The sequence below is a fragment of the Mesorhizobium sp. WSM4844 genome (assembly GCF_055811775.1).
The window spans coordinates 1-14245 of the sequence record NZ_JBVVQB010000069.1 but is presented as its reverse complement, the minus strand read 5'-3'; the positions used below and the strand labels follow the sequence as shown (position 1 = coordinate 14245).

Below are 14245 nucleotides of genomic sequence, written 5' to 3'. Positions count from 1 at the left end.
AACTGCTCCTGGTCGATGTCGCGGACTTAACTTAGTAATCCGCCCACCCGAATGCGCGCCATATCAGGGTCATGGTTTCACGACCGCCCATACAAACATGATAAAAATATTCAACTATCATGCGGTGCTTGTCTGGAATTATTCCAAGGTATAGGCCATATTAGGGTTGAGCTATTGCTTCGTGAGGACACAATGCGGCTGACACGCCAGACCAACTACGCCATGCGCATTCTGATGTATTGCGCCGCGAATACCGACCGGCTGAGCCGTATCCCGGAGATCGCTGCCGCCTACTCGGTGTCCGAGCTCTTTCTCTTCAAGATCCTGCAGCCTTTGGTCGAGCATGGTCTGGTCGAGACGGTGCGCGGCAGGAACGGCGGCGTCAGGCTCGGCCGCCCGGCCGAATCGATCACATTGTTCGACGTCGTGCGCGTGACCGAGGAGAGCTTCGCCATGGCCGAATGCTTCGAGAACGACGCCGCCGAATGTCCGCTGGTCGACAGTTGCGCACTGAATTCGTCGCTGCGCGAGGCGCTCAACGCCTTCTTCGCCGTGCTCGAGCGCTATACGATCGCCGACATGGTGGCAGCGCGCCCGAACGTGCGCCACCTGCTCGGCATCGACATGCTGGTGCAAAGGGCGCCGGCCGCCTGATTTTGCGCTTTACCCCGAGGGTTTGCGCTGCCCCTCACCTGCCTGCCGGCATCCTCTCCCCGTATAGTGACGGGGAGAGGGCCGCTTCATCGCCGATTTCGCCATTCTCCATCGCTGCAAGAAGGCCGCCGAGGCTGCGGCCAGCCCCTTCTCCCCGTCCCTATACGGGGAGAAGTGCCCGGCAGGGCGATGAGGGGCAGTGCCGACCCTTGCAAGTTGGAACGCGTTGGTTGCAGCCCGGCTGACTATCAGACCGACCTAAGCCGCTGACTGCGGCAGCACGAACGGCATGTTTCCGGCCGGCAACACGCCGACCCGCAGCCGGCAATCGAATACTTTTTCGATCAGATCGTCGCTGAGCACGTCCTGCGGTGAGCCGGTGGCGGCAAGCCTGCCGCGGTGCATGACGAAGATCCGGTCGGCATACATCGCCGTCAAGTTGAGGTCATGCAGGATCGCGACAACGCCGCCGCCCCGCCTGGCGAAATCGCGGGCGATGTTCATGATGATCAATTGGTGCTTGATGTCGAGGCTGGAAACCGGCTCGTCGAGGAAGAGATAGCGCGGTTTGCCGTCGAGGACCGGCGCCCAGACCTGGCAAAGCACACGGGCCAACTGCACGCGCTGCTGCTCGCCGCCCGAAAGCTCCTGGTAGAAACGGCCGGCAAAGCCGTCGAGATCGACGCGCGCCAGCGCCCGTTCGGGCAGGCGCGCGTCCTCGCCGGGCAGCGCGCCCGAGCGCCCGCCGAGCAGGCCAAGCCTGACGATCTCGCGCACCGTGAACGGAAACGACAGGGTCGTCGCCTGCGGCAGCACGGCGCGCAGCATGGCGGCCTCGACCGGCTTCATCACCGACAGGTCGCGACCGTTGATGGTGACCTCTCCCGAATAGGCAAGATCGCCGGACAGCGCCCTCAGGAAGGTCGTCTTGCCCGAACCGTTGGGACCGACGATGGCCGCGATCTCACCGGGCCGCATGTCGAAATCAACATTGGCGACGATGCCCTTGCCGCCGATCGCTACCGAGACATCCCGCGCTTCGATCATGAAACCCCTCTCACAGGCCCCCCTCTCATAGGTCGATAACCCCACGCTTGCGCAGCAGGATCCAGAGGAAGAACGGGGCGCCGGCGATCGCGGTGACGATGCCGATCGGCAGCTCCGCCGGCGCCACGATGGTGCGGGCGACGGCGTCGGCCAGCAGCAGCAGGCAAGCGCCAAACAGGGCCGAGGCCGGCAGCAGATAACGATTGTCCGGGCCGATGGCCAGGCGCAGCAGATGCGGCACGACGATGCCGACAAAGCCGATGCCGCCGCTGACGGCGACAGACGCCCCGACCGCCGCCGAGACGCCGACGATGGCCGTGTATTTCAGCCGCTGAACCGGAATGCCGAGATGGCCGGCGGTGGCTTCGCCCAGCGCCAGCGCGTTGAGGCCGCGCGCCAGGAACGGCATCGCCGCCAACGCCAGCACGATCACCGGCCCAACGGAGCCGATTTTTTGCCAGGTCGCGCCGGCGAGCGAGCCGAGCTGCCAAAAAGTCAGGTCGCGCAACTGCCGGTCGTCGGCCATGAAGATCAGGATACCGGTCAGCGCCATGGCAAGGGCCGCCAGCGCGATGCCGGCGAGCAGCATGGTGGCGACCGAGGTTTGGCCGCGCCGGGTGGCCACCTGATAAAGCACCAATGTCGTCACCAGCCCGCCGCAGAACGCCGCCAGCGGCAGAGCGAGTGTGCCCAGCATCGAAGTTATCGGCGCCAGCACTGTGGCGCCAAGCACGATGACGGACACCGCGCCGAGGCTCGCTCCGGCCGAAACGCCGATGAGACCGGGGTCTGCCAGCGGGTTGCGGAACAGCCCTTGCATCACCGCGCCGGAGACGGCCAGCGCTGCGCCGATCAGCACACCGAGCGTGACGCGCGGCAGGCGGATGTCGTAGACGATCAGGCGGTCGCGCGCGCTCAGCGCCTCGTTGCCGGGTGCTGCACCCAACAGCCAGTCGCCGACGACGCCGACGGCCGAGGCATCCGATGCGCCTGAGGTCAGCGAAAACAGGACGGCAACGGCAAGTCCGAGGCACAAAGCCAGGATGGCGATGCGCGCGCGCCCCGAGCGGTCGCCGTCGGATGCTGTCGCCATAGTGCTCGAACCAGCGATCGATTGATCCACCATCGGGCGCCCGCTCAGTCCGCGGCCTGCCCGCCGTAGAGCGAGGCGGCAAGGTCGCGGATGACGTCGGCGGTGCGCGGCCCGAAGCCGAGCAGATAACCGCTATCCATGCGGACCACCTTGCGCGCCGCACCCGCCGGCGTCGACCGGATGGACGGGTTCGCGAACAATTCGTCGTCCGATACGCCGGGACCGGCATTGTTCATCATCAGGATCACGTCGGGCCTGGCGGTGATGACAGCCTCGTCGGACAGTTGCTTGTAGCCGGAATAGCCGTCGATCGCATTGACGCCGCCCGAAAGTCTGATGATGCCGTCGGCGGCGGTGTCGCCGCCGGAAGCGAGGATCTTGCCGCCCCGCATTGACAGCACGAACAGGACGCGCTTGCGGTCCTTGATCGCGGACGTCTGCTTTTCGGCGGCCTTCAGCTTGGCGTCGATCTCGGCTGCCAGCGCATCGGCCTTGGCGTCGGCGCCAATCGCCTTGCCGACGATGCGGATCTTTTCGAGAATGCCTTCACGGTCGTAGCGCTCGGGCACCTCGATGAACGGGATGCTCGTCTTCTTCAGCACGTCGACGGCTTGCTTCGGCCCGCTGCCGTGCAGCGCCAGGATGCCCGACGGATTGACCGACAGCACACCTTCCGGCGACAGCTGGCGCATGTAGCCGACGTCAGGCAGCTTGAGCGCCGCTTCGGGATATCGGCTGGTCGAATCGCGAGCGACCAGCCGGTCCTGCTCGCCGAGCGCAAAGACGATCTCGGTGATCGAACCGCCAATGGCCGCTATCTTCGACGGGTCCGCAAAAACCTCCGTGCCTTCGGCGGCGCGGGCCGGCAGCGCAAAGGCCACGCAAAGGCACATCGTGGCCCCAAGCGCCATTCCAAAAACACGCGCCCGTTCAAGCAAAGCAGCCATTGTCGTTGTCCTCAGGCTGCGGTCGGGCTTGGAATGCGCGGCAGGTTCTCTGCCAGAAACCGCCAGTCCTCGCGCTCGCTTTCGCCTTCGTGGCGCTTGCCGAAGAACTGGATGATCATCTTGCCGTCGGCGCCATAGGCTTCGAGAGACGTGACATGGCCATCCTTGGTCGGCTTGCGCACGCCCCAGACCTCTTGGATGTGGTCGGTCCGCAGATGCAGGTGGAAGGTCTCGTCCAAGACGTTGATCCACGGCCCCATCGGCTTGATCGACTTGATCGGGCCCGAATGGATCTGGATGCAGCCGCGATTGCCGACAAAGCACATGATCGGCATCTCGCCCTCGGCGGCATGATGGAACATGGCGCTGACTGCATCGTGGTCGAGCAGCCAGGCGTAATCCTGGCCAACCATGCGCAGCGCCTGGCGGCGGTCGAGCTTCAGCGTCTTCAGCATGCCGAAGAACTGATGCACGTCGGTCAGACGGCTCCAGCGGTCGCGCAGATCGTCGACGTCAGCGGAAGCGGCGGAAGCCTCGGCCTCGCTTTCAGGCCCGCCTTCTGAAATCGACCCTTCCTCTGAAATCGCGACGCTCGACTCCTGGTTCGGCGATTCCAGCTCGGCCACCAGCTTCTGATAGGCATAGAGGTTCGACGCCGGCCGCAGATGCACCTTGTGCACCGCCTCACCTGCCGCATCGAAGAACTGCAGGCTGCGCCTGATATCGCCGCCGTCGCGCTTTTCGACGGCAAAGCCGTGCGCCCAGGCTTTCGGGAAGATGCGCAGGTCGATGTTCTCGCCGAGCACCATGGCATTGTGGTTGCCGGTCACGACCTTGTCGTAGACGCCGATCTTCTCGTGCACGGCGCTTTCATTGCGCGTCAGCGCCATGACCTCGCCGACGGCCTCGAGGCCGGTCAAAAGATCATTGACGCGCGGCTCGACGCGGAGGACGCCGTCGCCGCAATGCGCGGCGACCAGCTCGGCCTCCGAAATGCCAAGCTGGGCGGCGAGATCGCGCTCGCGCGTCTTCGGATTGTCTGCCCGCGCCCGCCGGATCTCGTGCGGCGCGGGCCTTACGCGCTGGTCCATATTTTTATTACCTACTTGTTGAGGATGAGCTTGCCCTGGCGGGTGATTTTTAGCCGGTAGAGCGCTCCGTGATGCTCGATGCCGATCTCGTGCTCGCCCTGGAACAAGGCGTTGCTGGACAGGGTCCTCACCGTCAACGCAACCCGATCGAAACGAGCCGAATTGTCGTCGGAACGGCGGACGTGATCGCGAAAGTCATTGGGCCGAAAGTCTTTGGGCCGAAAGTCTTTGGGATTATGCGTGTTCATCTGGTTCGATCCCTTTCCTGGGCCGGGCCTGGTCGGCTGGCGCGGCGGTGCGTGAAATGCCGATTCATTTCTTGACTTGAATACTCATGTTTACTAGTCAGTGCAATACCGGACTATATGAGTCAAGATTTAAGAAGCCGGACACGACGAAAAATGCCGGCGCGTCAAGCCGGCCAGCATCGAACCAGGATTTTTGGAGTTGGGGCATGGGGTTGGGGAATTGGGGACGGCTGGGTCTGGCGAATAGCAGCCCAGATCCGGGGCATAGAGGTCCGGCGCATCGATCGATGGCAACGGGCATGGCGGCATTGCTGGCGGGCGCTGCGGCGATCGCTTTGCTTACCCCGTCGGCCAATGCTCAACAGGCCGCCCAAACTGCAACAGATCGGCAGCAGGCCGAACAGGCGCAGGCGCCTGAACAGCCGGCCGCGGCAGGCGCAACGCTGCTCGACCAGATCCTGGTCGTCAGCCGCACCGGCGAGACGGCGATCGATTCCCTGGCTTCGGTCAGCCATGTCGATCAGGAGCAATTGCAACGCCGCATGGCGACGACGCCCAACGACATGCTGTTGGGTGTGCCGGGTGTAGCGGTCCAGGCCGACGCAAGGCGCGTCTCCTCCAGCATCAACATCCGTGGCTTGCAGGATTTCGGCCGCGTCGCGGTCATCGTCGACGGTGCGCGGCAGAATTTCCAGCGCTCCGACCACGGCCCGCAATCGACCTTCTATATCGGCCCGGAACTCATCAAATCCGTCGACGTCATTCGCGGCCCGGTCGCCAACACCTACGGCTCCGGCGCCATTGGCGGCGTCGTCCTGTTCGAGACCAAGGACGCGGACGACTATCTTCGCGACGGCGAGACATGGGCGGCGTCCGCGACCGGGCGCTATGAGAGCAATGGGGAAGGCTGGACGACCAGCGCTGCCGGCGCCTACCGTTTCAACGAAAACTGGGATGTCCTCGGCAACATCGTCTATCGCGACTACGACGACTACAAGGATGGCGGCGGCGATACGGTCGACGGCACCGGCTTCGACGTTTTGAGCGGCTTGCTGAAGACAACCATCCGCCCCAACGAAAACAGCGAACTGAAGCTGGGCTGGAATGGCACGAGCGACGGCTGGAACGAGGTCAGCGGCGGCACGCCGGTGAACGACGTCGACCTTGAGGCGAATACCTTCACGGCGCGCTACAACATCACCGATGCGGACAAGAGCTGGCTCGATCTCCACGTCAACGCGACCTACAACAAGACCAACATGGAGATGACGAGCCTGGTTCCGCAAAACCGCTTTGATCCAGTCACCGGTCTTCCCATCGTCCTGCCGGCGGGCTCGATGTCGACCTTCGATGTCGGCACTTCGGGCATCGACATCTGGAACACCTCGCGGTTCGAGACCGCCGGAATTGCGCACGAACTGACCTATGGCGGCGACTGGGTTGGCGACGATGTCGAGACCGGTGGCGCCGCAGGCGGCGCCAGTTTCTATACCCCTTCAGGCAAGCGAAGCGTTTCCGGCGCCTACATCCAGGACAAGCTCACCTGGGACTGGCTCGAAATCATCGCCGGGCTGCGTTACGACAGCTACAAGCTCGAAAGCGATGTCGGCGAAACCTCAGGCGACCGGCTGTCGCCGCGCATCACCGTCGGCGTCTCGCCGTTCGAAACCGCCAGCCTTTCGGGACTGCAATTCTACGGCACCTATGCCGAGGGATATCGCTCTCCGTCGCTGTCGGAAACCCTCATCAGCGGCAACCATCCGGCAGGCGTCAGCTTTCCCTTCCTCCCCAATCCCGATCTGAAGCCTGAAACCGGCAAGACCGTCGAATTCGGTATCAACTACAAGCGCGATGACATCCTCGAAGCCGGCGACGCGTTTCGTTTCAAGGCCGCCTACTTCAACAACGACGTCGAAGACTACATAGCAGATGTAACGCTATCGGCATTCGACCCAACCAGCGGCTGCCCGTTCGGCCCCGGCATCCCGATCTGCGTCCAATACCAGAATTTCGCCAAGGCCAAGATCAACGGCTTCGAGATGGAAGGTGTCTATGATGCCGGATGGGGCTATGCCGGGCTTTCCGCGTCGATCATCGATGGCCACACCATCTCCTACGACGGCGAGCGGGCAGACCTCGTCACCGTCCCCTCTTCGCAGGTCACCGGGCAACTCGGCTTCCGCTTTCTGGAGGACAAGCTGACCGTCGGCGGAGAGGTGCAGTATAATGGCAAGCCGAAGGGCAACTCGGTGGCCAAGGACTACACGCTGGTCAACGTCTTCGCCAGCTACCAGGCGACCGACAATCTCAAGGTCGACTTCCGCGCCGACAATTTGTTCGACGACAAATACACCAACCCGTTGAATGCACCAGCCACTGTTGTAGTTTACGAGCCCGGCGTCACGCTGAAGCTGGCGGCGACAATGCGATTTGGAGGCTGACGACAATGACTAGCTTGACGGCATCGCTTCGCCTGCTGACCTCGGTGCTGGCCATGCCGCTTGCGATGGGTCCGGCGTGGGCGCAACAGTCTGCGCCGGCCCCTGCTCTCACGCTTGAACTCAATGGCGCGCAGGCCTCCGAAAAAGGCTGCCGTCTGACCTTCGTGGTCAACAACACGCTCGGCGCCGATCTCTCGAAAGCAGCGTTCGAGATCGCGCTGTTCAACGAGGCCGGTGTCGTCGACCGGCTGACGGTGCTCGACTTCAAGGACCTGCCGGCGGGCAAGACCAAGGTGACGCGTTTTGATCTTGCCGGCGCCGACTGCGCCAAGGTCAGCCGCGTGCTGATCAACAGCTCGACCGAATGCGCCGGCACCGGCATCCAGCCGGACGCTTGCATGCGTGGACTGAAGACCGAGACCAAGACTGGCATCGCCTTCGGGGTCTGAGAAGGCAGACCGCGCTGGCCAGCCTGTTGCCGCCAGGGCAAATGATGTTGATTTGACAAGTCCGCGCCGGTTGCGGCAGGTCTCGCCGCGAGCCATGCAGAACATCAGTCCCCTCCCCGACGCCGATGGCGAACTGGCGATTGCGCCGACCGGACCGCTTGCGCCGGCCCGACCGTCAGCCATCGGCCACAAATGGACGGCGGCGATCGTCGCCTCCTGCCTGTTTCATGCCGCAGTGGCGGCCGCTTTTCTCATCGCACCTGCCGGCACGTTTGATGCCGGGGACGCAATCGAGATGGAAGGCGCCGATCAATCCGGCCCCAACGTGGTCGGCAGCGACTTGGATCGTCAGGGTGCGTTGAACGTCACCCTGGTGCCCGACCCGCGGCCAGCCAAGCCTGAGGTCAAGCCCCAGATCAAGCCAGAGCCGCCTGCCGACCGGCCCACCGGTGACCGGCCGATCAGGGAAATGGCCACGCAGCCGCCCGCGCCCTTGCCGCAGATTGTCGAGCAACCCACTGCCACGCCAGACGTGCTGATGGCCGAAACCCCACGGCTGGACGAGCAGAGCGTGGCTCCGAAGATCGAAACGCCGGCAGAGCCGGCTGCTCCGGCGCAAAGCACCGAGGCGCCTCCTGCCGATGTCGGACAGCCGCCGATCCCGACGCCAAGGCCGAGCCCGACATCAGGTCCTGTCGGAGCCGGCGAAACCAACGAGGCCCGCGGCGCCGCCGATGGCGAGGAACGCGACGCGGTGGCTTCCAGCAAGGGCAAGGAGCAGGCAGCGGCAGGCAATGCGATCGAATCCGGCTACAGCGGTGAAGTCCAGAAGAAGCTTGCCCGCGCCAACCGTCATGTTTCGAAAGCGATACAGGCGAGCGCTCGCAACAATGCCAGGGTCGTTTTCGTTGTCATGGCCGACGGCAGCATCAGCGATATACAGCTTGCCGAAAGCTCAGGTTCTGCGGAGCTTGACCAATTCGCGTTGACACTGGTGCGCAAGCAGGCGCCGTTCCCTCCCATTCCAAGCGAAACCGGCAAGTCAAGCTGGGTGTTTAAAGCGCGGATCGGTCCATTTTAACAGCCTCGCCTCATCGTTTCGGCCACCATCAACCGTCACAATTCACCAATCCCGAAAGGACAGCCAATGTACATCGCCATGAACCGCTTCAAGGTCCAGAACGGCTCCGAGGAGGCCTTCGAGGACGTCTGGAAGAACCGTGATTCAAGTCTTTCGGAGATGAAAGGCTTTAAAGAATTTCATCTGCTGCGTGGTCCGGTCAACGAGGCCGAAGGCTACACGCTGTTCGCCTCGCACACCGTGTGGGCGAGCCATGAGGATTTCGTCGCCTGGACCAAATCCGAGAATTTCCGCGCCGCGCACCGCAACGCCGGCTCCACCAAGGTGCACTATCTCGGCCATCCGCAGTTCGAGGGCTTTTCGGTCGTCGAGGGCGCGTAAGCAGTCTCGGGCGACCCATGGTTCCTCGGGCCTTTGCCGAACGATCGCCGCAGCGCCCTGACGAAGTAGGGCGCATCGGCGAAGCTGCCGATCTCCCCCGTTGCGGGGGAGATGTCCGGTAGGACAGAGGGGGGTGCTGTCCCTCCAGCCTGTCAAACCGTCACAACCACGCCCTCAGGCTGGTTTCCGGTTGGAATGCATCAGGAGCGAAAGCTGGCGATCCTTCACACCCCCCTCTGCCCTGCCGGGCATCTCCCCCGCAAGGGGGGAGATCGGCAGCTTCGCCGGCAGCGCAAACCTGAAGTGATTGCCCTGCCCGAGATGAGCGCACCCGGCCTTCCCTTACGCCGCGGCCAGCAGGCTGGCGTTGCCACCGGCGGCCGTGGTGTCGACGCAGACGGCGCGCTCATGCGCATAGGCGGCCGGGTTGAGCACTTCGCTGACCAGCGGCACGATCGGGCCGGCGCGGTCGGCGATCACCTTGCGCACGATGCGAGCGGCCTCGGGCGTGCCGGAAAAGGCAACGACGTCGACACGCAGCGCGCGTGCCTCGACCGGGTCGGGCCGGCCGTCGATGGCCGCCAGCGGCAGGCCCTTGCCGGTCAGTGATGACAGTGCTGCCGGCGCACCCGGCGCGACGGCCAGCACCGCATTGCCGGCGGCGAGCGCCTGGATGGTCTGGGCAAGCAGCGTGTCGGCGTCCGGTCCCAGGCACAGCGCGCGGCCGCGCGGCGACAGCGACAGCGTGTTAGCCTCGCCGGTCGGTCCGGGCAAATCGACCTGGCCGAAATCGATGCTTGCGGCGGCACCGATGGCCGCAGCACCCTTGCCGCGCAAATGCTTCCTCAGCACCGCCACCCGGTCAGCCCGCGTCGACCAGCCGCCGAGCGTCGGGTCCGGCAGATTGTCGGCAAGTTCGGTCGCCGTCACCTTGCGGCCGTCAAGAACAGGCGTGCCCGCCTGCGGCCCCTTGCGGAACCGCCTGAGATAGTGCGGCCCGCCGGCCTTCGGTCCGGTGCCGGAAAGTCCTTCTCCGCCGAACGGCTGCGAGCCGACCACGGCGCCGATCTGGTTGCGGTTGACATAGATGTTGCCGGCATGGATGCCGTCGACGAAATGCTGGGCGCGGCCTTCGATGCGGGTGTGCAGGCCGAAGGTCAGGCCATAACCCTTGCGGTTGATCGCGGCGATGACCCCGTCGATATCGTCGGCGTCGAAGCTGGCGACATGCAGCACCGGCCCGAACACCTCGCGCTCGATGTCCTCGATGCCCTTGACCCGAAACACATGCGGCGCCACGAAGCGGCCATCCTTCGGCGCTTCGAGCTTGGCGATCAGCCGGCCTTGCAGGCCCATCTCAGTGCAATAGTCGCGGATCGATTTTTGTGCCTCCTCGTCGATGACTGGCCCGACATCGGTCGATATCCGCCAGGGATCGCCGAGGCTGAGCGCTTCCATCGCGCCTTTCAGCATGTCCAGCATCTTCTTCTCGACGTCCTTCTGCACGTAGAGCACGCGCAGCGCCGAGCAGCGCTGGCCGGCGCTCTGGAAGGCCGAGGCCAGGATGTCGCGCACCGCCTGCTCGGGCAGCGCAGTGGAATCGACGATCATCGCATTCAACCCGCCGGTCTCGGCGATCAGCATGGCGTCGGGCGCGGCAGTCTCGGCCAGCTGCTTTTCGATCAGCTTGGCGACGTCGGTCGAGCCGGTGAAGCAGACCCCGGCAATGCGCGGATCGGCGGTCAGCGGGCCGCCGACCGAGGGGCCGTCGCCGGGCAGAAGCTGGATGACGTCTTCCGGCACGCCGGCTTCGCGCAGCAATTCGACCGCGCGGAAGGCAATCAGCGGCGTTTGCTCGGCCGGCTTGGCGATGACCGAATTGCCGGTGACGAGTGCTGCCGCAATCTGGCCGGTGAAGATGGCGAGCGGAAAATTCCATGGCGAGATGCACGCGATCACGCCGCGCGCCTCGGTTCCCGTTTCGGCATTGGCCGCCTCGGTCGCGTAATAGCGCAGGAAATCGACCGCCTCGCGCACCTCAGCGACGCCGTCGGCCAGGGATTTGCCGGCCTCGCGTGTGGCGAGCGCGAAGAATTCGATGGCGTTGGCCTCATAGAGGTCGGCCGCGCGGTTGAGGATGGCGGCGCGCTCGGCGACGGCGCGCTTCGCCCAGGCCGGTTGCGCCTCCATGGCGATGCGCATGGCGGTCGCAACCTGTTTGGCGGTAGCCTCGCTGACCGTGCCGACCACTTCCTCGGGCTTTGCCGGATTGACCACCGGACGCTGATTGCCGTAGCCGGCGGCACGGGTGATCGGCCTGGCGTGCCAGCGGTCCGGTCCCGCGAATTCTGCCCTGGCCTTGTCGATCGCGGCCAGCGTCACCGGATCGGTGATGTCGAATCCCCTCGAATTGCGGCGGGCAGCACCGAAGATCGCCGATGGGCTGGGGATCGCCGGATTGGCGGCGGGACCCTGTTTCTCGACCGTCTCGAGCGGGTCGCGGGCAATATCCTCCGGCTCGACCTCCTCGTCGGTGAGTTGGTGGACGAAGGAGGAGTTGGCGCCGTTTTCGAGCAGCCGGCGGACCAGATAGGCAAGCAGGTCGGAATGCGCGCCGACCGGGGCATAGATGCGGCAGCGCGTGCCCTCGGCCCGCCGCACCGTCTCGTGCAGTGCCTCGCCCATGCCGTGCAGGCGCTGGAACTCGAAGGAGTCGCGATCGCCGGCCATCGACAGGACGGCGGCGACGGTGTGGGCGTTGTGGGTGGCGAATTGCGGATAGATGCGGTCGGTCATCGACAGCAGCTTTTTCGCGCAGGCCAGGTAGGACACATCGGTGTTGGCCTTGCGTGTGAAGACCGGATAGCCGTCGAGCCCGAGCGCCTGCGCCCGCTTGATCTCGGTGTCCCAATAAGCGCCCTTGACCAGCCGCACCATGATGGTGCGGTCGTGCTTCTTCGCCAGCGCATAGAGCCAGTCGATGACGAAGGCGGCGCGCGGACCGTAGGCCTGGACGACGACGCCAAAGCCGTTCCAGCCGGCAAGCTCCGGCTCGGCCAGCACCCGCTCGATGATTTCGAGCGACAGGTCGAGGCGGTCGGCCTCCTCGGCGTCGATGTTGAGGCCCATGCGCGAATGGCGCGCCGCCAGCGCCAGCGACAAGAGCCGCTCGGCCATCACAGGCAGCATTTTTTCCTTCTGCGTCGCCTCGTAGCGCGGATGCAGCGCCGACAGCTTGACCGAGATGCCGTGATTCTGGCGGATGTCGGGGCCGTTGGCGCCGGCATCGAGCGACGAGATGGCGTCGGCATAGGCCTTGAGATAGCGCAGTGCGTCGGCCTCGGTGCGGGCCGCCTCGCCCAGCATGTCGAAGGAATAGAGATAGCCTTTCTGGGTCATCGGCCGGCCGCGCTTGACGGCCTCGGCAATGGTGCGGCCGAGCACGAACTGCTCGCCCATTTCGCGCATGGCGGCGGCGACCGCCCTGCGGATGACCGGCTCGCCCAGCCGGCGCACCATGGCGCGCAGCGTGCCTTCGATGCCGTCCTCGCCTTCATCGAGCACCCGGCCGGTCAGCATCAGCGCCCAGGTCGACGCATTGACGAAGATCGAGCTCGAGCCGCCAGAATGCGCCGACCAGTCGTGCGGCGCGATCTTGTCGGCGATGAGGTCGTCCATCGTCTCGGTATCCGGCACTCGCAGCAGCGCTTCGGCCAGGCACATCAGCGCGACGCCCTCCTTGGTGGACAGGCCGTAGGCGGACAAAAAGACTTCCATCAGCCGCGGATCGGACGAGCCGCGCACCGCCCGCACCAGATCGGCGGCGCGGGCCGAGATTGCCTTGCGCTCTTTCGTCGAAAGCCCTGTCGCCTCGGCCAGCCGCTTCACGGCCTCGTCTTCGTCAGGCAAGTAATTGGCACGGATCTGCTGGCGGATGGCTTCGAGCGCTGGCATGACGGTCCTGTGGAGCGAGCATCAGTGAGCGGTCCGGCGGTCACCGGACCGAATGACGCAAGCTAGCATAAAGCGTAATTTCGATCGGTCCAAAGAAATCGACAGGAGAGGTCGATTGATCTATCATTCGGGCGGATTTCCTCCAATTTGACCAGATATTTGATGACAGAAGACCAATTGGACCGCATCGACAGGAACATCCTTTCGGCGCTGGGCAGCGACGGCCGGCTTTCGATGTCGGAACTCGCGGCAAAGGTCGGCCTGTCGAAGACGCCGGTGCAGGCGCGGGTCAAGCGGCTGGAAAAGGACGGCATCATCCGGGGCTACCAGGCGATCGTCGACCGTGAGCGCATGGGCGAAGGCCATGTCGCCTTCGTCCAGGTGAAACTGTCGGACACCCGCTCGGCCGCGCTCGACGCCTTCAACCGCGCCGTGCAGGCGGTGCCGGAGATCGAGCAATGCCACATGATGGCGTCGAGCTTCGATTATCTGCTGAAAGTCCGCACCACCGACATCGCCGCCTACCGCCGCGTGCTCGGCGAGCGCATCTCCGCCCTGCCCCACGTCGCCCAGACCTCGACCTTCGTGGCGATGGAGACGGTGAAGGATCGGTAGGCGCTGCGGTGCGGTAAGAACCTTCGATGCCGGCGGGACAGCGCCCCCCTCTGTCCTGCCGGACATCTCCCCCACTTGGGGGGAGATCGGCGGCTTCGGCGACAGTGCCCCTTTCCTTGAATGTTGAAAATTGGCGAAAGCCGAGGGGACAGCCAATCTCCCCACTCGTGGGGGAGATGTCCGGCAGGACAGAGGGGGGCGCGAAGGATCGCTACCGAGCAGCTGAGTCCCTTCACTCCGCCAG

Annotated in this window: 12 protein-coding genes; 6 read left to right on the top strand and 6 right to left on the bottom strand. The window is 64.6% G+C overall.

Annotation, left to right across the window (positions count from 1 at the left end):
- Positions 1-192 precede the first annotated feature (192 nt).
- Complete coding sequence (gene rirA, locus AC0L2A_RS31935; protein WP_091598109.1) at positions 193-654, top strand: iron-responsive transcriptional regulator RirA; 462 nt, start codon at positions 193-195, stop codon at positions 652-654.
- Between the two features lie 258 nt (positions 655-912).
- On the opposite strand, the gene AC0L2A_RS31930 is transcribed toward rirA, so the two are convergent.
- From AC0L2A_RS31930 to hemP, 5 genes are read right to left on the bottom strand one after another with little or no spacing between them, the layout of a single operon-like run.
- On the bottom strand, positions 913-1701 hold the full coding sequence (locus AC0L2A_RS31930; RefSeq protein ID WP_473612189.1) for a heme ABC transporter ATP-binding protein: 789 nt from the start codon (positions 1699-1701) through the stop codon (positions 913-915).
- 25 nt (positions 1702-1726) lie between these two features.
- Positions 1727-2827: a FecCD family ABC transporter permease gene (locus tag AC0L2A_RS31925; RefSeq protein WP_473612188.1), complete on the bottom strand. Its 1101-nt coding sequence runs from the start codon at positions 2825-2827 to the stop codon at positions 1727-1729.
- Between the two features lie 11 nt (positions 2828-2838).
- Complete coding sequence (locus AC0L2A_RS31920) at positions 2839-3705, bottom strand: heme/hemin ABC transporter substrate-binding protein (RefSeq protein ID WP_473612222.1); 867 nt, start codon at positions 3703-3705, stop codon at positions 2839-2841.
- A 47-nt stretch (positions 3706-3752) separates the two neighbouring features.
- The gene (locus tag AC0L2A_RS31915; RefSeq protein ID WP_473612186.1) at positions 3753-4832 is read right to left on the bottom strand and encodes a hemin-degrading factor; all 1080 of its coding nucleotides are present in this window, start codon (positions 4830-4832) and stop codon (positions 3753-3755) included.
- Positions 4833-4843: 11 nt separating this feature from the next.
- Positions 4844-5080, bottom strand: a complete 237-nt coding sequence (hemP, locus tag AC0L2A_RS31910) for a hemin uptake protein HemP (RefSeq protein ID WP_473612185.1) — start codon at positions 5078-5080, stop codon at positions 4844-4846.
- A 299-nt stretch (positions 5081-5379) separates the two neighbouring features.
- On the opposite strand from hemP, the gene AC0L2A_RS31905 reads away from it, so the two are divergent.
- The 4 genes from AC0L2A_RS31905 to hmuQ all read left to right on the top strand — a co-directional run bounded on the left by AC0L2A_RS31905 (position 5380) and on the right by hmuQ (position 9432).
- Positions 5380-7521, top strand: a complete 2142-nt coding sequence (locus AC0L2A_RS31905) for a TonB-dependent hemoglobin/transferrin/lactoferrin family receptor (RefSeq protein WP_473612184.1) — start codon at positions 5380-5382, stop codon at positions 7519-7521.
- A 5-nt stretch (positions 7522-7526) separates the two neighbouring features.
- Positions 7527-7970 (top strand): hypothetical protein, encoded by a 444-nt coding sequence (locus tag AC0L2A_RS31900; protein WP_128166777.1) that lies wholly within the window; start codon positions 7527-7529, stop codon positions 7968-7970.
- A 52-nt stretch (positions 7971-8022) separates the two neighbouring features.
- Entirely contained in the window at positions 8023-9051 is a 1029-nt protein-coding gene (locus tag AC0L2A_RS31895; RefSeq protein ID WP_473612182.1) for an energy transducer TonB family protein, read from the top strand.
- A 66-nt stretch (positions 9052-9117) separates the two neighbouring features.
- Positions 9118-9432: a heme-degrading protein HmuQ gene (gene hmuQ / locus AC0L2A_RS31890; protein ID WP_023803585.1), complete on the top strand. Its 315-nt coding sequence runs from the start codon at positions 9118-9120 to the stop codon at positions 9430-9432.
- A 342-nt stretch (positions 9433-9774) separates the two neighbouring features.
- On the opposite strand, the gene putA is transcribed toward hmuQ, so the two are convergent.
- Positions 9775-13386, bottom strand: a complete 3612-nt coding sequence (gene putA, locus AC0L2A_RS31885; RefSeq protein WP_473612181.1) for a bifunctional proline dehydrogenase/L-glutamate gamma-semialdehyde dehydrogenase PutA — start codon at positions 13384-13386, stop codon at positions 9775-9777.
- Between the two features lie 162 nt (positions 13387-13548).
- Between putA and AC0L2A_RS31880 the strand changes: the two genes are divergently transcribed.
- A complete protein-coding gene (locus AC0L2A_RS31880; RefSeq protein ID WP_023803583.1) occupies positions 13549-14001 on the top strand; it encodes an Lrp/AsnC family transcriptional regulator in 453 nt (150 codons plus the stop codon).
- Positions 14002-14245 lie beyond the last annotated feature (244 nt).

Coding starts and splice junctions, on each gene's coding strand:
- rirA (WP_091598109.1), top strand. CDS start 193: ATGCGGCTGACACGCCAGACCAACTACGCCATGCGCATTCTGATGTAT.
- AC0L2A_RS31930 (WP_473612189.1), bottom strand. CDS start 1,701: ATGATCGAAGCGCGGGATGTCTCGGTAGCGATCGGCGGCAAGGGCATC.
- AC0L2A_RS31925 (WP_473612188.1), bottom strand. CDS start 2,827: ATGGTGGATCAATCGATCGCTGGTTCGAGCACTATGGCGACAGCATCC.
- AC0L2A_RS31920 (WP_473612222.1), bottom strand. CDS start 3,705: ATGGCGCTTGGGGCCACGATGTGCCTTTGCGTGGCCTTTGCGCTGCCG.
- AC0L2A_RS31915 (WP_473612186.1), bottom strand. CDS start 4,832: ATGGACCAGCGCGTAAGGCCCGCGCCGCACGAGATCCGGCGGGCGCGG.
- hemP (WP_473612185.1), bottom strand. CDS start 5,080: ATGAACACGCATAATCCCAAAGACTTTCGGCCCAAAGACTTTCGGCCC.
- AC0L2A_RS31905 (WP_473612184.1), top strand. CDS start 5,380: ATGGCGGCATTGCTGGCGGGCGCTGCGGCGATCGCTTTGCTTACCCCG.
- AC0L2A_RS31900 (WP_128166777.1), top strand. CDS start 7,527: ATGACTAGCTTGACGGCATCGCTTCGCCTGCTGACCTCGGTGCTGGCC.
- hmuQ (WP_023803585.1), top strand. CDS start 9,118: ATGTACATCGCCATGAACCGCTTCAAGGTCCAGAACGGCTCCGAGGAG.
- putA (WP_473612181.1), bottom strand. CDS start 13,386: ATGCCAGCGCTCGAAGCCATCCGCCAGCAGATCCGTGCCAATTACTTG.
- AC0L2A_RS31880 (WP_023803583.1), top strand. CDS start 13,549: ATGACAGAAGACCAATTGGACCGCATCGACAGGAACATCCTTTCGGCG.